The sequence below is a fragment of the Moritella sp. F3 genome (genome assembly GCF_015082335.1).
Lineage (GTDB): Bacteria > Pseudomonadota > Gammaproteobacteria > Enterobacterales > Moritellaceae > Moritella.
Genome location: NZ_BLRL01000002.1, coordinates 654692 through 678824, shown reverse-complemented (window position 1 = coordinate 678824; position 24133 = coordinate 654692). Strand labels below are relative to the sequence as shown.

General features: G+C 41.2%; 23 protein-coding genes. 19 read left to right on the top strand and 4 right to left on the bottom strand.

Annotated elements, in window-relative coordinates; translation table 11 throughout:
- Positions 1 to 8 precede the first annotated feature (8 nt).
- Entirely contained in the window at positions 9 to 1424 is a 1416-nt protein-coding gene (locus JFU56_RS06125; RefSeq protein ID WP_198436374.1) for a sodium:alanine symporter family protein, read from the top strand.
- Positions 1425 to 1653: 229 nt separating this feature from the next.
- Positions 1654 to 2205, top strand: coding sequence for a chalcone isomerase family protein (locus tag JFU56_RS06120; protein ID WP_198436373.1), 552 nt, complete (start codon positions 1654 to 1656; stop codon positions 2203 to 2205).
- Between the two features lie 197 nt (positions 2206 to 2402).
- Here JFU56_RS06120 and JFU56_RS06115 read toward each other — a convergent pair whose 3' ends face one another.
- Positions 2403 to 4007 carry a LysM peptidoglycan-binding domain-containing protein gene (locus JFU56_RS06115; RefSeq protein ID WP_198436372.1) on the bottom strand — a complete coding sequence of 535 codons (1605 nt, stop codon included), beginning with the start codon at positions 4005 to 4007 and terminating at the stop codon, positions 2403 to 2405.
- A gap of 94 nt (positions 4008 to 4101) precedes the next feature.
- Positions 4102 to 4878: a hydroxyacylglutathione hydrolase gene (gloB, locus tag JFU56_RS06110; protein ID WP_198436371.1), complete on the bottom strand. Its 777-nt coding sequence runs from the start codon at positions 4876 to 4878 to the stop codon at positions 4102 to 4104.
- Between the two features lie 65 nt (positions 4879 to 4943).
- Here gloB and JFU56_RS06105 point away from each other — a divergent pair, with 65 nt between their 5' ends.
- The 13 genes from JFU56_RS06105 (at position 4944) to JFU56_RS06045 (ending at position 18606) form a co-directional block, all read left to right on the top strand.
- Complete coding sequence (locus JFU56_RS06105; RefSeq protein WP_242065880.1) at positions 4944 to 5693, top strand: class I SAM-dependent methyltransferase; 750 nt, start codon at positions 4944 to 4946, stop codon at positions 5691 to 5693.
- A gap of 123 nt (positions 5694 to 5816) precedes the next feature.
- On the top strand, positions 5817 to 6554 hold the full coding sequence (gene dnaQ / locus JFU56_RS06100) for a DNA polymerase III subunit epsilon (protein ID WP_198436370.1): 738 nt from the start codon (positions 5817 to 5819) through the stop codon (positions 6552 to 6554).
- Between the two features lie 13 nt (positions 6555 to 6567).
- Positions 6568 to 7905, top strand: coding sequence for a TIGR03503 family protein (locus JFU56_RS06095; RefSeq protein WP_198436369.1), 1338 nt, complete (start codon positions 6568 to 6570; stop codon positions 7903 to 7905).
- A 223-nt stretch (positions 7906 to 8128) separates the two neighbouring features.
- Positions 8129 to 8554, top strand: coding sequence for a nucleoside-diphosphate kinase (gene ndk / locus JFU56_RS06090; protein ID WP_198436368.1), 426 nt, complete (start codon positions 8129 to 8131; stop codon positions 8552 to 8554).
- Between the two features lie 377 nt (positions 8555 to 8931).
- Positions 8932 to 10047, top strand: a complete 1116-nt coding sequence (locus JFU56_RS06085) for a bifunctional tRNA (adenosine(37)-C2)-methyltransferase TrmG/ribosomal RNA large subunit methyltransferase RlmN (protein WP_198436367.1) — start codon at positions 8932 to 8934, stop codon at positions 10045 to 10047.
- A 25-nt stretch (positions 10048 to 10072) separates the two neighbouring features.
- Positions 10073 to 10843, top strand: coding sequence for a type IV pilus biogenesis/stability protein PilW (pilW, locus tag JFU56_RS06080; protein ID WP_198436366.1), 771 nt, complete (start codon positions 10073 to 10075; stop codon positions 10841 to 10843).
- The gene (locus JFU56_RS06075) at positions 10833 to 11801 is read left to right on the top strand and encodes a RodZ domain-containing protein (RefSeq protein ID WP_198436365.1); all 969 of its coding nucleotides are present in this window, start codon (positions 10833 to 10835) and stop codon (positions 11799 to 11801) included. The genes pilW and JFU56_RS06075 overlap by 11 nt, the downstream gene beginning before the upstream one ends.
- Positions 11802 to 11817: 16 nt before the next feature.
- On the top strand, positions 11818 to 12930 hold the full coding sequence (gene ispG, locus JFU56_RS06070; protein ID WP_198436364.1) for a flavodoxin-dependent (E)-4-hydroxy-3-methylbut-2-enyl-diphosphate synthase: 1113 nt from the start codon (positions 11818 to 11820) through the stop codon (positions 12928 to 12930).
- Positions 12931 to 13059: 129 nt separating this feature from the next.
- Positions 13060 to 14340: a histidine--tRNA ligase gene (gene hisS, locus JFU56_RS06065; protein ID WP_198436363.1), complete on the top strand. Its 1281-nt coding sequence runs from the start codon at positions 13060 to 13062 to the stop codon at positions 14338 to 14340.
- Positions 14341 to 14394: 54 nt separating this feature from the next.
- Entirely contained in the window at positions 14395 to 15066 is a 672-nt protein-coding gene (locus JFU56_RS06060) for a tetratricopeptide repeat protein (protein WP_198436362.1), read from the top strand.
- Positions 15056 to 16246: an outer membrane protein assembly factor BamB gene (gene bamB, locus JFU56_RS06055; protein WP_198436361.1), complete on the top strand. Its 1191-nt coding sequence runs from the start codon at positions 15056 to 15058 to the stop codon at positions 16244 to 16246. The genes JFU56_RS06060 and bamB overlap by 11 nt, the downstream gene beginning before the upstream one ends.
- 110 nt (positions 16247 to 16356) lie before the next feature.
- Positions 16357 to 17826 (top strand): ribosome biogenesis GTPase Der, encoded by a 1470-nt coding sequence (gene der / locus JFU56_RS06050; protein WP_198436360.1) that lies wholly within the window; start codon positions 16357 to 16359, stop codon positions 17824 to 17826.
- 201 nt (positions 17827 to 18027) lie between these two features.
- On the top strand, positions 18028 to 18606 hold the full coding sequence (locus tag JFU56_RS06045) for a flavodoxin family protein (RefSeq protein WP_198436359.1): 579 nt from the start codon (positions 18028 to 18030) through the stop codon (positions 18604 to 18606).
- Between the two features lie 42 nt (positions 18607 to 18648).
- Here the strand turns inward: JFU56_RS06045 and JFU56_RS06040 are convergent, their stop codons facing one another.
- A complete protein-coding gene (locus JFU56_RS06040; protein ID WP_198436358.1) occupies positions 18649 to 19110 on the bottom strand; it encodes a GAF domain-containing protein in 462 nt (153 codons plus the stop codon).
- 305 nt (positions 19111 to 19415) lie between these two features.
- Between JFU56_RS06040 and JFU56_RS06035 the strand changes: the two genes are divergently transcribed.
- On the top strand, positions 19416 to 19877 hold the full coding sequence (locus tag JFU56_RS06035; protein ID WP_198436357.1) for a tRNA-uridine aminocarboxypropyltransferase: 462 nt from the start codon (positions 19416 to 19418) through the stop codon (positions 19875 to 19877).
- On the opposite strand, the gene JFU56_RS06030 is transcribed toward JFU56_RS06035, so the two are convergent.
- Entirely contained in the window at positions 19858 to 20937 is a 1080-nt protein-coding gene (locus JFU56_RS06030; RefSeq protein WP_198436356.1) for an AraC family transcriptional regulator, read from the bottom strand. The genes JFU56_RS06035 and JFU56_RS06030 overlap by 20 nt on opposite strands.
- 177 nt (positions 20938 to 21114) lie before the next feature.
- Here JFU56_RS06030 and JFU56_RS06025 point away from each other — a divergent pair, with 177 nt between their 5' ends.
- From JFU56_RS06025 to JFU56_RS06015, 3 genes are all read left to right on the top strand, one after another.
- Entirely contained in the window at positions 21115 to 23151 is a 2037-nt protein-coding gene (locus tag JFU56_RS06025) for an NADPH-dependent 2,4-dienoyl-CoA reductase (RefSeq protein WP_198436355.1), read from the top strand.
- A 211-nt stretch (positions 23152 to 23362) separates the two neighbouring features.
- On the top strand, positions 23363 to 23704 hold the full coding sequence (locus JFU56_RS06020) for a hypothetical protein (protein WP_198436354.1): 342 nt from the start codon (positions 23363 to 23365) through the stop codon (positions 23702 to 23704).
- Between the two features lie 90 nt (positions 23705 to 23794).
- Positions 23795 to 24061: a DUF5062 family protein gene (locus tag JFU56_RS06015; RefSeq protein WP_374221037.1), complete on the top strand. Its 267-nt coding sequence runs from the start codon at positions 23795 to 23797 to the stop codon at positions 24059 to 24061.
- Positions 24062 to 24133 lie beyond the last annotated feature (72 nt).

Sequence of the window (24133 nt, the reverse complement as noted above, 5' to 3'; positions counted from 1 at the left end):
GGGAAAATATGACGGAAGTTATCGACTTTATAAATGGCTTGTTGTGGGGCTCTGTACTGGTTTACCTACTTATCGGCACAGGTTTGTATTTTACCATAAAATTAGGTTTTATCCAGTTCCGCCACTTTACTCATATGTTCTCTGTTATTGCTGGTAGCCGTAAAAGCAGTAACGAAGGTGTTTCATCATTTCAAGCGCTATGCACAAGTTTAGCTGCGCGTGTTGGTACGGGTAACCTTGCAGGTGTTGCTGTTGCAATTACCGCTGGTGGCCCTGGTGCTGTATTCTGGATGTGGCTAATTGCTGTTATCGGTATGGCGACGAGCTTTGCTGAAAGTTCATTAGCACAATTATTTAAAACCAAAGATACTGATGGCAACTTCCGTGGTGGCCCAGCTTACTACATGGAAAAAGGCTTAGGCCGTCGTTGGATGGGTGTTGTATTTTCAATCTGTCTAATCGTTGCATTTGGTTTAGTATTTAATGCCGTGCAGTCTGATGCGATTGCTAACTCTATGCATAACGCGTTTGGCTTTGATAAAACGATCGTTGGTATTGTATTAGTGGTATTCACGAGTGTGATCATCTTCGGTGGTCTACGTGTGATTGGTGCATTTGCTGAGATCGTGGTGCCATTTATGGCATTAGCTTATATCTTGATTGCGTTTGTTGTTGTTGCAATGAACATTTCTGAATTGCCTGCGGTATTTGAATTAATCATTAAATCTGCATTCGGCTTAGATGAAGCTGCGGGTGGCGCACTTGGTGTTGCTATGATGCAAGGTATTAAACGTGGTTTATTCTCGAATGAAGCGGGTATGGGTAGTGCACCAAATGCAGCTGCAAGCGCGGCTCCATTCCCTAATCACCCTGCATCACAAGGTTATGTGCAAATGCTAGGTGTGTTCATTGATACTATCGTTATCTGTACAGCAACGGCATCGATTATCTTACTGTCTGATCTTGGTGATACATCGGGTGTTGGTGGTATTGAATTAACACAACATGCATTGTCATCTCATGTTGGCGATTGGGGTGGTACTTTTGTTGCTATTGCTATTTTGTTCTTCGCATTTACGTCAATCGTAGCGAACTACTCATATGCAGAAACCAGTATCTTATTTTTAAACCGTGATTCAAAAGTAATGGTGTGGATCTTCCGTGCTGCGGTATTAGGTATGGTTATGTTTGGTGCGGTGGCGAAATCGGATCTGATTTGGAACATGGCAGATGCGTCAATGGGTCTTATGGCTCTGGTTAATATCATTGCGATCTTGATGCTATCGAAATATGTCATTATCGTTGCTAAAGATTACAACAAACAATTAGCTGCAGGTAAAACGCCTACATTTGATAGTGCTGAATTCCCTGAAATCGATAAAAAGATTAACAGTGAAATTTGGAACTCTAAGTTTAAAAAATAGCATTCAGCTATTAAAAAAACCGACATAAATACAGTTTAAAAGCACTTAAATTAGTCTTTTAAAATTAGAAAAAGCCACTCATTTTCGTAATGAGTGGCTTTTTTATTAGGTATTAATTACGTCGTAATGAAATTGTATTAAATTCGCTTAATCCCTAGGGTTAGAGTTTTAGCTCTACACTCTTTGTGGTTAAATTACCTTTCATACCGACTCATACTAGGATCAAGTCATGAATAAATTAGCAACTCTCGCTTCTGCAATGCTATTAAGTTTCTCTGTTAATGCGGCACAGGAAGTGTCTGGCGTTTCAATTCCAGATAATGTATCTGTAGAAGGCACATCACTTAATTATCAAGGCGCAGGTGTTCGTAGTAAATTCTTCATTGATCTGTATGTTGGTTCGCTATTTACACAAGCGGCAGATAAGAATGTAATCGCAAGCCAAGATGTAAGCGCTATCCGCCTTAACATCATTTCAGGTCTTATCACTTCAGAGAAAATGGTAACGGCGATTAACGAAGGTTTTGACGGTGCGACTGCAGGTAATACAGCGGCTATCTCTGCTGAAATCGCAGAGTTTATTGGTGTGTTTAGTGCTGAAATTGCTAAGGGCGATCAATTTACGCTAGTGAGTACACCAGGTAAAGGTCTGGTAACGTATAAGAATAATGAAAAGTTATCGACGATTGATAACGATGTTTTCCGTCAGGCTGTACTGTCTATTTGGTTAGGTGACAATCCTGCTGATGACGATCTAAAAGATGACATGCTGGGTTTATAATACCTGTTTTAATTGCTGCTATTAGGCTGCATTAAACTATCCATATTAAATAATAGATGTTAAACATAAAAAATTAAGCATAAAAAAATGGCTTACAGTTAAGGGGTAAACCTTAGTGTAAGCCATTTTTATGTCATCTTATTATACCGCTATTCGTGTTGTATGTAGGACGAGTACATAGCTTATCAGCGAGTCGACTATGTATTCACCTTCGTTACATCGACATAAAGACGTAGTGCTTGTCCTGGTTGAATATACTTCTGATTAGCCAGTCCATTCCATCTTATAACGTCTTTTACCTTTACGTTAAATTTATCGGCAATACGTGCCAATGAATCACCTTGGCGAACTTTGTAGGTAATATTACGCATAATGCCTTTACCGTTAGCACTACCTTGTTTCTTACCTTGCCAAACGACCAGCTTCTGATTGATTTTTAAGGCGTCCTTAGGCGCGATATTGTTCCATTTCGCGAGATTTTTGTAGTTAACTTTGTAAGATCTTGAAAGATCCCATAAGTTATCACCGGACTGTACTTTATGTACTATTTTAAAACGGCCGGCAGGTTTATCTTGGCGGCGGCTGATACGTGATGATTCGCTAAACTTATAATAATCGAGGTCTTTAGCGGCCATTGGGATCAATAACGCTTGGCCAATTTTGATCATGCTGCTGTCTAGGTTGTTCACCGAGGCAATGATCTTACTGGAAGTATTATAGTTCTGAGCAATTTCACCTAGGCTATCACCAGATTTAACTTTATAACGCACCCAATTTAAACGCCCTCTCGCATCCGTTTTTGCTAATGCCGTTTCGAATTTATCAACATTCTCGTTCGGGATTAATAATGTATGCGGCCCATCAGGCGCTGTTGCCCACTGGTTAAACCCCGGATTAAGACGTTGTAGTTCAGCAACATCCATCCCCGCTAAGTCTGCGGCAAGGGCTAAATCAATTTGGCTATCAACGTCAACTTGCTGGATTGCTGGTTCGTTCTCAATCATAGGTAGCGTTAAATTATACTTTTCAGCATTTTGTAAAATATCAGCAAGGGCTAATAACTTCGGCACGTATGCTTCTGTTTCTTTTGGTAGTGATAACGACCAGAAATCTGTCGCTAAGCCAGCTTGTTTGTTACGTTTAATCGAACGACCAACGCGACCTTGCCCAGAGTTATATGAAGCAAGGGCGTGTAGCCAATCACCATCGAAACGACGGTTGAGGTATTCCATATAGGTGAGCGCAGCACTTGTCGATGCGAGTACGTCACGACGACCATCGTACCACCAGTTTTGTTCTAGACCGTATTGGGTTGCTGTACCTGGCACAAACTGCCACATACCCGATGCACTGCCATGTGAGTAAGCAAAGGGGTCAAAGGCACTTTCTACTACGGGCAGTAGCGCGAGTTCTAATGGTAAGTTACGGCGTTCGAGTTCTTCAACAATAAGATATAAAAAGGGTTCGGCGCGTTTAGATACCGTGATTAAATGCTGCGGATGCTCCAAAAACCACTTACGGTGCTTGGCAATACGGGCATTATCAGGGATCGGGATCGTCATTTGTTCTGCAATGCGTACCCAAACATTGTCAATTGGCTCGACTGTAACGTCTTCGGTAACAATGAGTTTGGCGATCTTTTCTTCTGTAGCACTATCTAAACCGCTGTCTTTATTGCTGGCTTTTGCAGAAGGGGCCACGACAGGCGTTATAGTAGTTTGCACATCGTTACTGCGATCTTCTGGCGTCATTTGACACCCGGTCAGTAATATTAATACCGGAATGGATAATTTAAATTTCATATACATCTTATATTAGTGAAAAATAGGGCTATGCTAATCGGCAATAACAGACAAAGCAAGTTTATCATTGATGCCGTTTAGCGTATTTGTTGTATTAAAAATGGTCTTTCCAGGCTCTTAATGCAGTGAATACGGCTTGTTCGCTGGTTAGAATATCAAGTAGCTTATGTTCCATCGCCATACTGACTGTGGCTTCGTTAGTACGTAAGAAAACATTGATTTCCTTTTCGTTTTTCAGGCTGTTAGGCACTGTTGGTAGACCGCGTTGACGGCGTTTTGCGGTATGCTCGATATGCTTTTTAAGGGCGCTGTTCTGTGGTTCTACGGCATAGCAAAACATTAAGTTTGCTTGGGTATATTCGTGAGCAGGATAGACTAAAGTATTTTCATCTAAGGCTTTAATGCGCTGTAATGACGAAAACAGTTCTGTCGCGCTACCATCAAGGATACGACCACAACCACCGGAGAATAGCGTATCGCCAGAGAACAGCATGGTTTGATTGTAGTACACAACGTGTTCACGCTTATGACCGGGGCTTGCCATGACGGTCAATACAAGGTTGTTATCGAGTAGGTTAAGTTGAGTCTTTTCTGTTACTAAGGTGACTGGTGCAGCAACATCTAATGTAATTGAAGAATAAATCTGTACTGGATTTGCACATGCGCTAAGAATGTCACTAATACCATCAATATGGTCATAGTGATGATGGGTAATTAAAATTGCGTCGAGAATTAAACCTTGCTGTTCAATGACTTGTAGTACGGGTTTGGCTTGACCTGGATCAACGATACAGCAGTGATTATTTTCAGTATTTTTGATCAACCAAACATAATTGTCGTTAAATGTAGGGATAGAAATGACTTCAATCATTGCATAGCTCTCTTTATGGGATTATCTTTAATTACATATAAAACAAAATTTTAGCGGATATCGTCGTGTTAATAAAACCTGCACACCATAAGCATGAAATCAAAATCCCCCATTCTTGGGATGACCTTCCAATGGGTGAATGGCTAGCGAGCCAAATTCAGGCGCGTCTTGATGTCTGGAGTCCAAAGATTTTTGGTTATCATTTACTAAAATTAGGTTCGTTAAGTGGTGAGCTTAATTGTTTTGGTAGCAGTATACAACATCAGGTAACCGCGACCTCTGAGTTAGGGATGGGGGGGGTATTCATTGATCCCGCTCATTTACCTTTTCAGGAAAATTGTATTGATGCGTGCATATTGACGCAGTCATTGGATTTCTCTGCAGATCCTCATCAAGTATTGCGTGAGGTAGAGCGCGTGCTAACCGGAGATGGTTACTTAATATTGAGTGGCTATAATCCATTGTCATTGTGTGGTTTGGTTAAATTATTTGGGGTGAAACGTAACCACCCACCTTGGTCGGGAAGAATGTTTACGCCTGCACGGATTAAGGATTGGCTTGAGCTGCTTGGTTTTGAAATAATTCAAGATGACCGTTTTGCTTTTACTTCTTTTCTAGGCAAGAAACCATTGACCTGGTGGTCTGAAAGCATAGGTCAGATGCACTTCCCTTCATTTTTATCAGTCTATTTTATTGTTGCTCGTAAACGTCGAGCGCCGATCTCTCCCGTTAAAAATTGGTGGCAGGTCAGTCGTGCTAACCGTCGTTTCATCCCCGCTGGGGCGACTCAGAAGTTACCGCATAAGTCATCTTAGTTTTGGTCATGCGGTGTTTTGCCGACCATTCACCTTTCTCAGCCTAATTTACGACTGTTATCAGGTGAATCGAATAGCAATTCATATTAGAATAGCCACAGTTTAATTGAAGTGGTGAAATTTATGTCGTTGGATAATGCAGAGTTAATACAGGGCGCAGGTCGTGTAATCGTTTTTGATACCGAAACAACGGGTATGAATATGGGCGCAGGTGGTGTACACATTGGCCATCGCGTGATTGAAATTGGTTGTATTGAGTTGATCAATCGCCGTCCTACTGGCCGTACTTATCATGTCTATATCAAGCCTGACCGCTTGGTTGACCCTGAAGCGATCGCGGTACACGGTATTACCGATGAATATCTACAAGACAAGCCTAGCTTTTCAGCTATCGCAGATGAATTTATCGCGTTTATTGATGGTGCTGAGTTGGTGGCACACAACGCCTCGTTCGATATTAACTTCCTTGATCACGAATTTAGATTGTTAAATAAAGGCCTACCTGAAACTAAAGAAATTTGTAAGATTACCGATACATTAGCTATCGCGAAGAAACTTTTCCCAGGAAAACGAAACAACTTAGACGTGTTATGTACCCGTTATGGTATTGATAACTCGCACCGTACTCTCCATGGAGCATTACTGGATGCGGAGATTTTAGCGGACGTTTATCTGTTTATGACAGGTGGCCAAACTAAGTTGAATTTATCGCAAGATAGCGCGGGCGCACAAGGTAGTGGTATTCGCCGTTTAGCGGCAACCCGAGTACCATTGAAAGTGGTGCAGGCGACAGACGATGAGTTGAAAGCACATGATGAAAGACTTGGCATCGTCGGTGATGCGTTATGGACAATACATTAAAGTAAGGAAAAATATGCGTAATATTTGGTTGTTGATGGCGTTACTTACCGCCGTTAGCCTTAGTACCTTTGCATCCGAAAAAAGCGTTTATCAGGAAAACGTTTATCAGACCAGTGATATTAAGTTGCTGGATAATCGTTTTCGGGTTGACTATGGTGTTAAGAAAATCACCTTTATTATTGCGCGCGAACGTTTTTCTAAAGCCGTTATTCTAGTACGTCCAGATGGCAAAAAAGTGTATATTTGGGATAAATCCGATCACGTTCATTGGATTGAGGGCGAAGAAAATGACATTATTACGATTGAAAATCCGATGGCGGGACCTTGGCAAGCATTAGGTAAGATCCAAGGTAATAATCGTATCCAGCTGTTGTCAAATGTACAGTTACAAGTCAAACGCTTACCTATCCAACTTTACAGTGGCGAGCGTTTAAAAATTACCGGTGAGCTCTTCCATTTGCAAAAACGCCTCAACGAAACGTACCTACGGGATACGGAACTGATGGTGACCGCCTATGGCTATAACCGCGTTGAAGATGAAAATTTTAATTTTACGTCGCAAGAACTCGCTAAGTTTAATGACAAAGGTGTGTTCTACGATGAGGTACCTGAAGATGGTATTTTCACTGCATTTTTACAGCTCGACCTTGCCACTGGTAAATATCGATTTGAAGTCGCGGTAAAAAATAATGCATTTACTCGCAGTTTTAATCAAGATGTGATCCTGTTTCCAAAACCAATCAAGACCCAAATGTTGCCTTTGCTGGTGGATGCAGACCCACAGTTGAAGTTGATTTATGATATTGATGAATTAAAGCCTGAAAGCATTGTGATTAAAGGACGTATAACGTCTGTTAATCGTGGTCAGAGTGAGGACTTTATTATCTATGCTGAAGCGGACATGACAGAGCAAATCCATACATTCGCACGACCTGAGCAAGTGGGGAGTTACAGTATCGATTTAGTCTTGTACGCCACAACGAAAACGGGGCGTGAAATCACCGTTAATATGCCTTCTGAAGCTTTTGTTATACCTAAGCCGATTGTAATTGATAGTGCATTGTTAGTCGCGCTAACGGCGTCTCAGGCTGAACCGACTGAAGTATTGGTTGATTTGGTTGAAGACACGGAGAGTGATTGGAATTTATTGTTGTGGGTCGTTGGTGGTTTAGTTTTCTTATTAGTTTTAGCTGTAGCGGTATTGTTCGGTATTAAGTTTTGGCAGAAACGCAAATTTGAAAAGGTAATTGCGAATAAAATGGATGCTGATCTTGGTATTGGAGAGCCGATAGATGTCAGTGATGGCCTAGATAATATGATAGATTTAGACCTTAATTCTTTGGATAAATAGTTTGATATTTAATCAATTAGATTATGTGCTGGGTTTGGGGCGGATAGGGCTCGCATTACGCAGTATTTAATAGTTGTTTCGCGATTAACACTTGTTTAAAAATTGTAATGCAATTAAAGTCGATGTTAATAGGATAACCTTTATTTTTGAAGGTTATCCGACTGACTTTCAGAGCTGAACGTCAGATTTAAATAGTCAACTTCTCAAATTAAGGTTAAAAATTATGGCGATTCAACGCACTTTTTCTATTGTTAAGCCTGATGCAGTAAGAAAAAATTTAATTGGTGCTATTTACTCACGTATTGAAGCTTGTGGTTTAAGCGTTGTAGGTGCAAAAATGTTACACCTAACTCGCGAACAAGCTGAAGGTTTTTATGCTGAACATGAAGGCAAAGTATTTTTCGAACCTTTGATGGAATTCATGACCTCTGGCCCTATCATGGTACAAGTATTAGAAGGTGAAAATGCAATCACTTACTATCGTGAATTAATGGGTACTACGAACCCAGAAAATGCAGCTGCGGGCACACTACGTTGTGATTATGCTGAAAGCATGCGTTTTAATGCGGTACACGGTTCTGATAGTGAAGAATCAGCTGCACGTGAAATCGCTTACTTCTTTACTGAAAATGAAGTATGTGCTCGTTAATCAACTAGCTAAACGGGTTGTAAAGCAATTGCATAGTGATATGTGACTGATTTATTGCCCGGTTTTATGACCTTATTTCAACTTCAATTCCCACGTATCCAACCTTTCTGATTATCCCTATCGCCTTTATAGCTGATTTTTAGCCTTAATTATTTGTTATCTATTCCTATTCTTGGTTATTTAAACTAACAGTGAATAAATTATTTTGTTTAATTCGGCCAATGCGCTAGCGTCTAGGCGTTAAACTTTGTACAATCCCGCGCCCTGAAACCTCAATTTTAGCATCGTCTTTTTTATCCCAGTATTCTTAAATATTGTTTAAAATTGAGTCTTAAATTGTTTCAAACCGAATAAAATACATTATAGAGGCTCACTTCATGAGTAATAAAAAAATAAATCTATTAGACTTTGATCGCAACGCTATGCGCCAATATTTTTCTGACATTGGTGAAAAACCATTCCGTGCTGATCAAGTAATGAAATGGATTTATCATGAAGGTTGTGACGACATTAATGAAATGACTAACTTGAATAAAAAGTTACGTGAAAAATTATTACGCGACACTGTTATTGAAGCGCCTGAAATTAGCCAAGAACAGCGTAGTGAAGATGGCACCATTAAATGGGCATTAAAAGTTGATGGCCAAGAATATGAAACAGTTTATATTCCTGATGGTGATCGTGCGACACTGTGTGTATCGTCACAAGTAGGCTGTGCACTAGAATGTACTTTCTGCTCAACTGCTCAGCAAGGTTTTAACCGTAACTTACGTGTTTCTGAAATCATTGGTCAAGTATGGCGTGCTACGCAAGTGATTGGCTTTAACAATAAGAAACGTGCAATCACGAACGTGGTGATGATGGGTATGGGCGAACCACTACTTAACATGACCAACCTAGTACCTGCATTGAACTTGATGTTAGATGATTATGGTTTTGGCTTATCAAAACGTCGTGTAACGGTATCTACTTCTGGTGTTGTTCCTGCACTAGATAAATTAGGCGATGTAATTGATGTTGCGTTAGCTGTATCACTGCACGCGCCAAATGATGAATTACGTAACGAACTAGTACCAATCAATAAAAAGTATAACATTGAAACGTTACTTGCTTCTGTTAAGAGCTACATCAGTAAATCAAATGCCAATCGTCAGAAAGTAACAATTGAGTATGTACTACTTGATCATGTGAATGATTCGACAGACCAAGCACACGAATTAGCTGAATTATTGAAAGATACACCGTGTAAAATTAACCTGATCCCATTCAACCCATTTCCGGGTAGTGACTATGGTAAGCCAAGTAATAGCCGTATCGATCGCTTTAATAAAGTGTTGATGACGTACTCAAATACAGTGACGATTCGTAAGACTCGTGGTGATGATATTGATGCTGCTTGCGGTCAATTAGCGGGTGATGTAATCGACAGAACGAAGAGAACATTAAAAAAACGGATGCAAGGTGAAGAGATTTCAGTCAAAATGGCTGATTAATACTTTTGACTAGATGGATTTAGGCATGAAACGTTTCGCTGTAGTTGGATTGATGATAGCTGCACTGGCAGGATGTAGCTCACAGAGTTACATCGAAACCAGTACTGGTTTGAGTGACAATTCCGTCGATAAAAATGCAGCGGCCCGAAGTCGTCTGACCTTAGCGCTCAAGTATATTGAAATTGAAAACTATCAAGAGGCGAAAATTAATCTTGATAAAGCCGTTCATTATACACCGGATGATGCGGATATTTATTTAGCCTATGCATATTACTATCAGAAGGTAAAAGAACATAAGCAAGCAGAGACCGCTTATTTATATGCGCTCGACCTTGCGCCGAATGATGGTAATATACATAATAACTTTGGTGTATTCCTGTGTGGAAGAGCACGGTTTGATGAGGCTGAAACAGAATTTTTAGCTGCCATCGCTACCCCAAGTTATAATCAAATTGCGAATAGTTATGAAAATGCCGGTCGATGCGCGCTTGAAAATGGTGACCGTGTACAAGCGCTAACCTATTTACAATCATCTCTCGCGTATGCACCGCAAAACTTAGACGTACGGTTATCTATTGCTGAATTAAACTATATTTTGGCCGATTTCGCAGTGGCTAAACAGCAATTAACGAAATATGAATCTGCCAGTAAGGCAACCGCACGCAGTCTTTGGTTGGGTTTTAAAATTGCCGATAAACAGAATAGTTCAGCTGTCGCTGAAGTATACAGTCGTCAATTATTAGCTCAATTTCCGTTAGCGATCCAAACACAAAAATATATTACAAATGACTATTGATTTAGAAACTTCAAAAGAAGCTGAGAAGCAAGATGATATTGATGTGATAACTGCTGGTCAGATATTGCGAGATGCGCGTATTGCGTTAGATATCAGCGTGCAGCAAGTCAGTGACAATATTAATTTAAAAAAATCTGTTATTAACAACATTGAAGAAAGTGTTATTGATAAAGATATTTCCCAAACCTTCATGCGTGGTTACATCCGCTGTTATGCCCGCTATTTAAATATTGCTGAAGATGATGTGCTTTGTGCTTACGATAGCCAAAACGCCGCATGTGAAGATAAAGCTGAACTACAAAGCTTTTCTCGTCGAACTAAATTAGAAGCGAATGATAATCGTCTAATGCTGGTCAGCTACGGTATTATTGGTTTTATGCTGATTGTCTTTTTAATTTGGGGATTACGTGGTAATGACATTGAGATTGTCGTGCCAGAATCTAACGCAACGCCTGTTGTTGAACTTGCCGTAGTACCTGAAATCGTTGTCACTGCACCTGAAATTGCACTCGAAAATGACGAGGTGACGAATGAAGATATGGCGAATGACGAAGTGATCCCTGCTATTACGGCGCCTGAGCAAACAGCGACTACGACTATAGCAAGCCCGTCAGCAGTCCAAGCACAAACGATTGCTGTAAAGCAACCAGCAGTAGCTCCTGTTGCTAGCAATACAGTGACTAAGGTGGTAGATACTAAGTCCGTGGTGATTGAACCTTCGCTGGTACTGACATTTGCGGGTGATTGTTGGATCCAAATAAAAGACAGTAACGGTAAAACATTATCGACAGGTGTAAGAAAAGCCGGTCAGACAATTGAATTACAAGGTTTAGCACCACTATCAATCAAACTCGGCGCACCAGAGCAAGTAACATTGAGTTATGCCGGTGATCCCGTGGATTTATCAACCTTTAAACAAGGTCGTCTTGCTAAATTTAAATTACCTTTTAAAGCTTAATTAACGAGTTATAAATATGCATCAGGAAAGTCCAATTATTCGCCGCCAATCAAAACAGATCATGGTTGGTAATGTACCTGTCGGTGGCAATGCCCCGATTGCAGTACAGTCGATGACAAATACCTTGACGACGGATGTTGCAGCAACCGTTGCACAGATTAAAGCATTAGAAGCTGTAGGTGCTGATATTGTCCGTGTCTCTGTACCGACAATGGATGCGGCAGAAGCATTCAAACTAATTAAACAGCAAGTCGATGTCCCCCTGGTTGCTGATATCCATTTTGATTACCGTATCGCCCTTAAAGTGGCAGAGTACGGTGTGGACTGCTTACGTATCAACCCTGGTAATATCGGTAATGAAAGCCGTATTCGTTCAGTGGTTGATTGCGCAAAAGACATGAATATTCCGATCCGTATCGGTGTGAACGGTGGTTCATTAGAGCGTGAAATCCAAGAGAAATACGGTGAACCAACACCGGCAGCACTTGTCGAATCGGCAATGCGTCATGTTGATATTTTACAGCGTCTGAACTTCGACCAATTCAAAGTCAGCGTAAAAGCATCGGATGTATTTCTAGCGGTTGAATCGTATCGTCAATTAGCTAAGCAGATTGAACAGCCGTTGCATTTAGGTATTACGGAAGCGGGTGGTTTCAGAAGTGGTGCCGTTAAATCATCTGTTGGTTTAGGTATGTTACTTGCTGAAGGTATCGGTGACACATTGCGTATTTCATTGGCGGCAGATCCCGTTGAAGAAGTGCGTGTTGGTTTTGATATTTTAAAATCATTACGTATTCGTAGCCGTGGTATTAACTTTATTGCTTGCCCAACATGCTCACGTCAAGAATTTGATGTGATCAGTACAGTCAACGCGTTAGAAGAGCGTTTAGAAGACATTATTATACCAATGGATGTGTCTATCATCGGTTGTGTTGTAAATGGTCCAGGCGAAGCGGAAGCTGCGCAAATTGGCGTGACGGGCGGTAGTAATAAGAGTGGCTATTACCTGGATGGCAAACGTCAGAAAGAACGTTTTGATAATAATGACATGATAGATCAGTTAGAGGCTAAAATTCGTGCAAAAGCAGCGATGATGGACCCTGAAAATATCATCGTAACTGACGCTTAAGCGTAATTTTACCGTAAAGGTGTTGAAATGAGGATAAATATCCGACTAACACCTTTGAATATTTTACCTCGACGTAGAAACTCCTTATAATCTGGGGTTATATGTCTTTTTTAATTTTCGAGAGTGACCGTGGCTAAACCAATCCAAGCAATTCGTGGCATGAATGATTGCTTACCAGAACAAACGCCGGTATGGCAAAAAGTAGAATCAGTATTACGTGATACTGTTGCAGCCTATGGCTACTCTGAAATCCGTATGCCAATCGTTGAATCTACGCATTTATTTAAGCGCGCGATCGGTGAAGTAACAGACGTTGTTGAAAAAGAAATGTACACGTTTGATGACCGTAACGGTGACAGCCTGACATTACGCCCTGAAGGCACTGCATCAACAGTACGTGCTGGTATTCAAAATGGTTTGTTGTATAACCAAGAGCGTCGTATGTGGTACATAGGTCCTATGTTCCGTCACGAACGCCCACAAAAAGGTCGTTACCGTCAATTCCACCAATTCGGTGTGGAAATCTTTGGTTTGAAAGGTGCCGATACCGACGCTGAAGTTATTTTATTAACAGCGCGTCTGTGGAGACTACTTGGTATTGAGCAGCACGTGACATTACAGCTGAACTCACTGGGTTCTTCAGAAGAACGTATTGCCCATAAAGAAGCGTTAATTGCGTTTTTAGAAGGCTTTAAAGAAGATCTTGATGAAGAAAGTCAACGTCGTATGTACACAAATCCATTACGTGTACTAGATAGCAAGAATCCAAACGTACAGGCACTACTTACAGATGCACCAAGCTTAGCTGATTACTACGGTGAAGAAACTAAAGCGCATTTTGATGGTCTATGTAAGATGTTAGATAGCGCTGGCGTTAAATATCAGATTAATGATCGTTTAGTACGTGGTCTTGATTATTATAACTACACTGTATTTGAGTGGGTTACTGAAAGCCTCGGCGCACAAGGTACTGTGTGTGGTGGTGGGCGTTATGACGGTTTAGTAGAACAATTGGGTGGCAAAGCGACACCTGCTGTTGGTTTTGCACTGGGCATCGAACGTTTAGTATTATTATTAGAAACATTAGAGCTAACAGCAGATATCGCTGGCGCTGTTGATGTTTATATCGCAGCACTAGGCGAAGGCGCTGATGTACACGGTATGTTATTAGCTGAACAGTTACGCGATCAAATGCCATCTGCGAAAGTGATGATGCATAACGGCGGCGGTAACTTTAAGAAACAACTAAAACGAGCTGATCAAAATGGCGCTAAAGTAGCACTTATTTTGGGTGGTGACGAAATTGAGAATAAACAAGTAACGGTGAAAGATCTGACTGGTAAAACAGATCAGCAAACTATCGCAGTCACAGAGTTAGTCAACAAATTAACAACGCTTTTAAGCAAGTAAATGCCAAGAATGAGCAATACTGTTTAATCGAGTTTAAACAATTAAGGGTGAGACGTGGAAGGTTACGCTACTGAAGAACAACAAGTTGAAGCGCTGAAATCATGGTGGAAATCCAATGGTAATGCGGTTATTTTTGGCACTGTATTAGGCCTAGCAGGCTTAGTTGGTTTCCGTTATTACAACGCAAGCCAGTTAACATCGCAAGAAGAGCTATCTGCAGCTTACGATACTGTTGTTACTGAATTATCTGAAAATGGACTTGCAGCGAAAGCGACAACTCAAACATTCATCGATGCCAATAGTGGTAATGCTTATGCAACATTAACAGCATTACAACTAGCCGCTGAAGCGGTGAAAAAACAAGACTTTGCAGAGGCTGAAACACAACTTAGCTGGGTAGCGACAAACAGTAATCAAGCAAGTATCTTGCCGATTGCTAAATTGCGTTTAGCACGTGTTCAAGCACAGTTAGCTAACTTTGATGATGCACTTGCAACACTAGAAAAAATAACACTAGATACATTTGCGAGTAAAAAAGCAGAAGTTCAAGGTGATATTTATGTGCAGCAAGGTGATTTAAATGCGGCGCGTAGTGCGTATGAAACTGCGTTAGCGGGTATTGGTGCAAATACACAACTACTACAATTAAAACTTGATGACCTTGCTGTTGTTGATGTTGCTGATGATCTGGATGCTGCAATCGCGGGAGAGTTGAATGAGCAATAAACTGAGAACACTGACTGCTGCAGCTGTTCTTTCAGTTTTTTTACAAGGTTGCTCTTTATTTAGTGATGATGAGGATGTGTATTCACCCTTACCTGAAATCCAAGCTGAATTTACGCCTGAAGTTGAATGGCGTAAAAGCATAGGTTCTGGTGTCGGTGAATATTATTCACAGACTCGAACTTTACTTGCAAATGATCAACTTTTTGCTGCTAGTCGCTCTGGTGTTGTTAAAGCCTTAGACCCTATTTCTGGTGATGTTATTTGGAAACAAGATTTAGCGGATCAAGCCGTCTTTAACCGTTTTGATGACAGTGATGGTGCATTACTGTCAGGCGGCATTGCTGCTGGTTATGGCATGGTATTTGTTGGTAGTGAAAATGCAGTATTATTTGCATTGAACGACAATACTGGCGAGGTTATCTGGCAGGTTGATACTGATGGTGAAGTGATTGCTAGCCCTGTGGTGGATGAAGGCTTAGTTATCATCCAAACGAGTAGCGGTAGCTTAGTGGGTTTTGATGTTCAGACGGGTGAACAGCGCTGGATCCAAAGCTCAGAATTACCAGCTTTGACCTTACGTGGTAATAATTCGCCAATCACCACCAATGGAGCAGCGATTTATGGTCGCAGTGATGGTAAACTAGCCGCAGTATTTCTTGCTAATGGTCGATTGATCTGGGAAGTGAATGTTGCGAAGCCAAAAGGCGCAAATGATATTGACCGTTTGGTTGATGTGAATGGTCAAGCAGTCGCACGTGGCACAGAGGTATACACTTCTGCGTTTAACGGTGAACTGATGGCTGTTGAATTGCGCTCTGGTAAAGTTCTTTGGAAACGCGCTTACGCGTCAGTAAAAGATCTTACCGTCGCTGGATTCGAACTATTTTTAACCGATACTGAAGGTCGTATTCACGCAATAGACCGTCGTAATGGTTTGACCTTGTGGTCACAGAATCGTTTAGCATTACGCGGTGTAACAGCACCGGTTGTCTCGGGCGACAATATTGTTGTCGGCGACAAGGAAGGCTACTTACACTGGTTAGATCGTAAGACTGGCAAGTTAGTAGCACAACAGTTAATTGATAGTGATGGACTATTTTCTAAAGCATTGAACGCAGATGAATATCTCTATGTTCAAAGCCGTAGCGGTGATTTGGTAGCTATAAAGAAACCAATTTAACTTACTAGATAGAATACCATCAACCTAATTTATTGCGCCGAGAGGCGCATTTTGTCCTTTTAAATAAGTGACTTTATTTTACTAGAGCCGTATTGAGGCTGAGGTTAACTATGACCCCTGTAATTGCATTGGTTGGACGCCCAAATGTTGGTAAATCAACATTGTTCAACCGCTTAACTCGTACCCGGGACGCACTTGTTGCCGATTTCCCTGGGTTAACTCGTGACCGAAAATATGGACAAGCTAACTTAGCTGGTCGTGAGTTCATTGTGGTTGATACTGGCGGTATCAATGGTGATGAAGAAGGGATTGATGCAAAAATGGCTGATCAGTCGTTACTTGCGATTGAAGAAGCTGATGCCGTATTATTTTTAGTAGATGCTCGTGCAGGCTTAACTGTTGCTGACCAAGCAATTGCGCAACATTTACGTAAACAACAGAAGAAAGTATTCCTTGTTGCGAATAAAACAGATGGCCTAGATGGCGATGTTGCTGTTGCTGAATTCTATGCGCTTGCACTTGGTGATATTTACCAAATTGCTGCATCGCAAGGACGTGGTACTAACATCCTTATTGAAGAAGCGTTAGCACACGTTGAAGTTGCTAACCCTGAAGAAGAGGAAGAATTCTCTGACGCAGACCCTTTCCTTGATGGTGAATTATTACCTGAAGAGGAAGAAGAGAAACGCGACGAAGATTATGCAAGCTTGCCAATTAAACTGGCGATGATTGGTTGCCCTAACGTGGGTAAATCAACGCTAGTTAACCGTATTTTAGGTGAAGAGCGTGTTGTTGTTTATGACATGCCTGGTACGACGCGTGACAGTATCTACATTCCGATGGAGCGTGATGGTCGTAACTACATGCTTATCGATACTGCTGGTGTACGTCGCCGTAAAAACATTAATGAAGCTGTTGAGAAATTCTCAATCGTTAAAGCATTACAAGCAATCGATGATGCTAACGTAGTATTAATGGTATTTGATGCACGCGTTGGTGTGACAGCACAAGATCTAACATTATTAGGTTTTGCGATTAACTCTGGCCGTTCAATTGTCATTGCAGTGAACAAGTGGGATGGTTTAGATACAGATGTGAAAGATCGCATCAAATCTGAATTAGACCGTCGCTTAGGCTTTATTGACTTCGCACGTATTCACTTTATCTCTGCATTACACGGTACTGGTGTTGGTAACCTATTTGAATCAATTACAGAAGCATTTGATTCATCTACTAAGCGTGTATCAACGTCTATGCTAACGCGTATCGTTCGTATGGCTGTTGACGATCATCAACCGCCAATGCATGCTGGCCGTCGTGTTAAGCTACGTTACGCGCATGCGGGTGGCTACAATCCACCGCTTATCGTTGTGCATGGTAATCAAGTATCTAAATTATCGGATTCGTACCGTCGTTACTTGATCAACTATTTCCGTCGTTCATTGAAAATCATGGGTACGCCGATTAAAGTTGAATTCCGTGACGGTGAAAACCCGTTTGCAGATAAGAAAAATAACTTGTCATTATCGCAACAGAAAAAACGTCGTCGTATGATGTCGCATTATAAGAGCAAAAAATAATAGTTTCGATTATTATTGATAAAAAGGTCTGTTTTAACAGGCCTTTTTTTATGCCTACAAATCAAGGAATGTATAGTTTCAGTGATGATTAAGGCATATTCTTTACGTTAAGGTATCTACTTTTATGTAAAGACTGCTACTATTTGAGTCTTATGAATAGGGATGTGAATGAACCAATATGGATAGTGTGAGAGGTTTTAGTTGACCATAGTTGCAGTTGTGTATTTTTCGGAGTCGGGGTCAACTCAAGCGCTGGCGCGTGAAGTGATCTCAGGTATCAGTACGGTTGAAGATGTGAAGGTTATAGAATGCCAAATACAGCCTTGGGACATGTTTGAAGGCCGTTTTGATAATGATGAATTCATGTGCTTGCTGGATAATACCGACGCAATCGTTTTTGGATCTCCAACCTATATGGGCGGCGTTTCTGGCCAGTTTAAAGCATTTGCGGATGCGACAAGTGAGCGTTGGGATAGGCAACAATGGCGCAATAAATTTTCAGCTGGCTTTACTGTTGGCAGTTGTCTCAATGGTGATCAAGCCAATACCATTCAATATATGGCAACGCTAGCCAGTCAGCAAGGCATGTTATGGGTCGGTCTTGATATTGCAGGTGGTTATAATAGCGTCGGCTTAAATCGTCTGGGCTGTCAGTTAGGTGTGGTTGGGCATAATCCGGAAGGGGAAGTTCACCGCAGTGATTTGGATACCGCTAAATACTTAGGGCGTCGAGTCGCCATGATCACAAAGGCCTGCGCTTTGCAGCTACAGGCCTTATAGTTATTAAGAGGTGCTATAACAGCTTGCTCAATAACTAAATGCTTAGGCTGTTAAACGCTGCACGAGTTGGCTTACCAATAATTCAGCGCCGTCTAAATCATCTTGTTTGAAACGGCCAATGCTCGGGCTGTCGATATCCAATACCCCGATTAATTTATTGTTCACCACGATTGGTATGACGATCTCTGAATTACTCGCGGCATCGCAAGCAATGTGACCAGGGAAGTCATGTACATCGGTGACCAGTTGCGACTGTAATGTGCTCGCAGCGGTACCACAAACGCCTCTACCGATAGGAATGCGAATACAAGCAGGTAGGCCTTGGAAAGGGCCTAATACCAATTCGTCATTCTCGCAGAGATAAAAACCAGCCCAGTTAATATCTTCTAGTTCCATGAATAATAAAGCACTGAGGTTAGCTAGATTGGCAATTAAATTGTTTTCTTCAGCCATTAAAGCGTCTGCTTGTTGGGCAAGACGCTGGTAAAGTTGGATTGTAGACATGTATTCCCTTGATACGAGATAAGATGAAAGAGTAAGACCCATCTTATCGATGATAATGATTACCTTTATCTTATCTGATGATTATATCGTCATAAAGACCATATTCGTTTTAGCAGGTTCGTTAGGGCGAAAGAACAGTGATAAGATATAGTTTAATTTACTGAAAATGTGTTTACTAAATGCGAACATAGTAGATCCTCGTCATACTTACAGCTTAGTTAGTACCACTGTAAGGCATAATGGTAGCGGTTACTTTACCTCTTATTTAATATTTATCCTGTTTCATCGACTGAAGTTATAAATTCATGCATATATATCTTGTTACCCACGAGAGAGAGTTCTCACGCCGCAGTAATACAGGCAAATTAGTACAACAGTTCCTACCTGATGAAACCAGTATTGTTGCTTGGCGTCGGAAAGAACCTGATAGTCAATTATTAGCGGCGATCAAAACTGGCCGTGTGGCTATTTTAGCCCCTGGTGCGGAAGGCGAGCATGATATAAGTGATTTTGATAGCTTAGTGTTGCTCGATAGTACCTGGCAAGAAGCGCGTAAGATGTATAGTCGCAGTGACTATTTAAAAGACTTACCTAAGGTAACGCTAACTGCGCCACAAGCATCCGAGTTTATTTTACGCGCCAACCAACTTGAAGGTGGGCTAAGCACTGTCGAGTGTGTGATTGAGTTACTGCGGTTACAGCAGCGTGATGCGGAAGCCGAGCGGTTGAAAGTCGAATTTAAGGCATTTATCCGCGCTTGTTTATAAATGTTTGACGATAATTTTTCGGCGTACTTTGGGTCCAACGGCGAAAGGCCTTATAGAATGCCGCTGGAGTCGCAAAGCCTAGCAAATACGAGATCTCACTAAAGCTTAGCTGGGTATCACGAACATAACTCAAGGCTAGCCCCTGCCTTGTCGTATCCATGATACGTTGATAGTTGGTATTTTCTTTGTATAGCCGTCTTCTTAGTGTCCATGGTGATGTGCCCAGTAGTGCTGCAACTTGGTTAATGTCAGGCATATTTCCTACTAAGTTATGGCTTACTTTTTCAATAACTTTACTCTGCCAATCTTGATTTTGTTGCAGCAGGTTTAGCTCATGTTGGCACAATTGTTGTGCTTGTAAATAACTACTCATACAAGCATCTGGCAGCGGCGTGTCGATATGCTGACTATTTAATACTAACCCATTGAATGTAGAATTAAAGATAACCGGACATTGAAAAAATACATGATAGCGCTCGCTGTTGTGCGGTTCGGGATATTCAATATGCACAGCTTTGACCGGATACACTGCCTGAGCTAAATGCATTGTTCGCGTAGTGAGTAAAGTAAACCAACTTGCCAATACTGAATCGACCACAAAACAATTGTAGAGATTGTATGGTGCTATCGAATAGAAACTTAGCGTCGGATCTGATGCTGTTCCACTGGTATCTTCTACAGGAGAGAAGGTGGAGTGCCCACGTACATTTTGACTTAATAAACTCTCATATTGCGCTAGGACTTGTGCCATCGTACCAATGTCAGGTGCTGACATAGCTGCAAACCCTAGCATGCCGTAATGTTGAAAACAGACATTTTCCCCCATGAGTAAGCCCAGATCATCACGCTGAGTTTGTTGGATAAGATCAAAGCCGATACGCATATATTTGGGTATGGATAAACGTCCATTATGGGCACTTAGTTGGGAGATTGAGACGTTATATTTGGCTAAAATAGACGTCATATTGCCATTGATCTTATGACTTGTTAAGTCCATTTGTTGTAGAAAATTAACCGAAATATCCCCTAAACTTACTTTCGACTCTTTCACTTTCGTCATACTCATCATATCCGTCATCACAAATGCGAGTTAACAATGTTTGTTAATCCTGCAGGAAAGTACGATTGCTAACTAAAGATAATTAATTGTATATCATGAGCATTGTATCCGCCGTGCTTTAGCGCTACTTTTCATAACATAATAATAAAATAAATACTCAACGCAATGGAGTGAATCATGTCTGTAAACAATAATTATCCGAACTTATTAGCACCACTAGATCTGGGCTTTACCCAACTAAAAAACCGCGTACTAATGGGCTCGATGCACACAGGGCTAGAAGAAGTCAGTAATGGCTTTACCCGCATGGCTGCTTATTTTGCTGAACGTGCCGCCGGTGGTGTCGGACTTATTGTCACTGGAGGCATAGGCCCCAATCCTGAAGGGGCGGTTTTTCAAGGTGGCTCGAAGATGGATACCCCTGAAGAGGCCGAAAAGCATAAAGAAGTCACGGCCGCAGTTCATGGTGCTGGAGGTAAGATCTGCATGCAGATCTTACACGCTGGACGTTATGCCTATAGTAAGCAACCTGTTGCTCCTTCTGCGATCCAAGCACCGATCAATCCAGCTCGTCCACGGGCGTTAACAACGGAAGAAGTCTATCAACAAGTCGCAGCCTTTGTTCGGTGTGCGGGATTGGCACAATCGGCGAATTATGATGGTGTTGAGATCATGGGTTCGGAAGGTTATTTGATTAACCAATTTATTGTTGAACACACCAATCAGCGTGATGATGAATGGGGTGGAAGTTTTGAAAATCGTATTCGTTTCCCTGTTGAGATCGTAAGACAGGTACGCGAAAAAGTTGGATCTGACTTTATTATTATCTACCGTTTGTCGATGTTAGATCTCATTGAAAAAGGCAGTTCGTGGCAAGAAGTGGTGGCGCTAGCTAAAGCAATTGAGAAAGCTGGTGCAACTATTATCAATACTGGTATTGGTTGGCATGAAGCACGCGTACCGACGATTGTGACAAAAGTGCCGAGAGCAGCATTTACTAAGATCACCGCAAAATTAAAAGGTGAAGTATCGATCCCTTTGATCACGACAAACCGTATTAATACCCCTGAGATCGCAGAGTCTGTACTCGAGCAAGGTCATGCTGATATGGTGTCGATGGCACGTCCATTCTTGGCCGATCCTGAATTTGTTAATAAGGCCATTGCGGGTAAAAGTGACGAGATCAATACCTGTATTGGCTGTAATCAAGCATGCTTGGATCATACGTTTAGTATGAAGCTAACTTCTTGTTTAGTGAACCCGCGCGCGTGTCATGAAACTGAACTTATTTACGTTAAATCACCAGTAAGCAAGCGTATTGCCGTGGTTGGCGCTGGGCCTGCTGGTTTAGCGTTTGCGACAGTGGCTGCGCAGCGTGGACATAAGGTGACGATCTTTGATGATAAAGCTGAGGTGGGTGGACAGTTTAACGTTGCTAAGCAAGTACCCGGTAAAGAAGAATTTTTTGAAACCTTACGTTATTATTCAACAATGACGGCAAAATTGGACGTTGAAATTATACTAAATAAACGCGTTTCTGCAGATGAACTTATCGCTAATGGCTTTGATGATGTGGTATTAGCAACCGGGATCGCACCTCGTACACCTGCGATTGAGGGCATTGGCCACAGTAAGGTGCTTTCTTATTTAGATGTATTACGTGATAAAAAACCGGTTGGTCAGAAAGTGGCTATCATTGGCGCTGGTGGTATTGGTTTTGATGTCGCAGAGTATCTTGCACATGATCATCATTCAACTGCAGCAAGCCAAGATATAGATACTTTTATGCGTGAGTGGGGGGTTGATCTTACGGTGCAAAATAGAGGCGGGTTAACAACGGCTCAAAAGACAGCTTCCGTACGTGATATTTATTTATTGCAGCGTAAAGCCACTAAGGTGGGAGCTGGTTTAGGTAAAACGTCAGGTTGGGTACATAGAGCAGGCTTAGCAAGTAAAAAGGTCGCCATGCTGAATAGCGTAGAGTATGTGAAAGTGGATGATCAAGGCTTACATATTTTGGTTGCTGGTGAAGCACAGGTATTGGATGTGGATAATATTATTGTTTGTGCGGGTCAAGATCCATTACGTGAATTACAAGCTAAGCTGGTAGCAGCAGATCAACAGGTACATCTTATTGGTGGTGCTGATGTTGCAGCGGAGCTGGATGCCAAACGCGCGATTAAGCAAGGATCGGAATTAGCCGCGGCTATTTAGTATTAACGACTTTAATATTAGCGAATTTAGTATTAGGTAGCATGTTTAAGCAAGTGGACTTGCTGATTTTATCCTGTGAGTCCACGTTAAGCAGTAAGGGTACTTAATGTAATGAGTAATAAAAAATTATTAATTCATCGAATATCAGTGCCATCGTTCAAATTTGTTCTAATCTTTGAGTCTGAATTAAACTTTTATGATAAGTGTGCCAATGCTTAAAAAACTCTGTTATTTATTAGAACTGCCGGATTCTAAAGTGACATTTAGTGTATTACTCATTGCTGATAAAGCCTGCTTATCAGTGGCAGGTATTGATGAATGTTATGCTATCGATCAGCTTATCATTGTTGAAAATCCAACAGCACAATTACAAGGTTATTATATTTGTGATTATGCAACGCCAGTCTGGTCACTTGAAGAATTGTCATTGCAAGATATCGGATCGCTTTCTGCTCACTTTGGTTTACTCATTGAGCATGAATATAATGACATCTATGCAATGGAAGCGCATAGCCCTATAGACGCCGAAAAATATCAGTCCATTAAAACCTAATTTATAATTTAAATGTCACATATATTTTCTTTAAATCGTGTTATAACAGTGTGTACTCGCAAGATCAACTGTCTGTTATGTAAAGAGGAAATGATGGCGAAACTGAAAAATGAAAAAAAATTATTTAAAGCGGCGATTGCACTAGGTACTCAGTATCTACAGCAACGCGGTAGTACATTTACAGCAACAGATCCAGAAGACGTAAAAGCTCAATACATTTATAAAGCGTTAGTGTTTGATAAACTCATGCAGCCTCTTGCTAAAGATCAAGAAACAACCTTGAATATTAAACATAAATTAGCAATTTGGATCTCTCGAAAATTACCAGCTGATCATCCTTTACTGAAAGATGAGTAGGCGCCAAGCTTAATCACTAACACTATTTACTAAAACCATTAATGGGCTCGGCATGTTAGATACGTGTTTAGC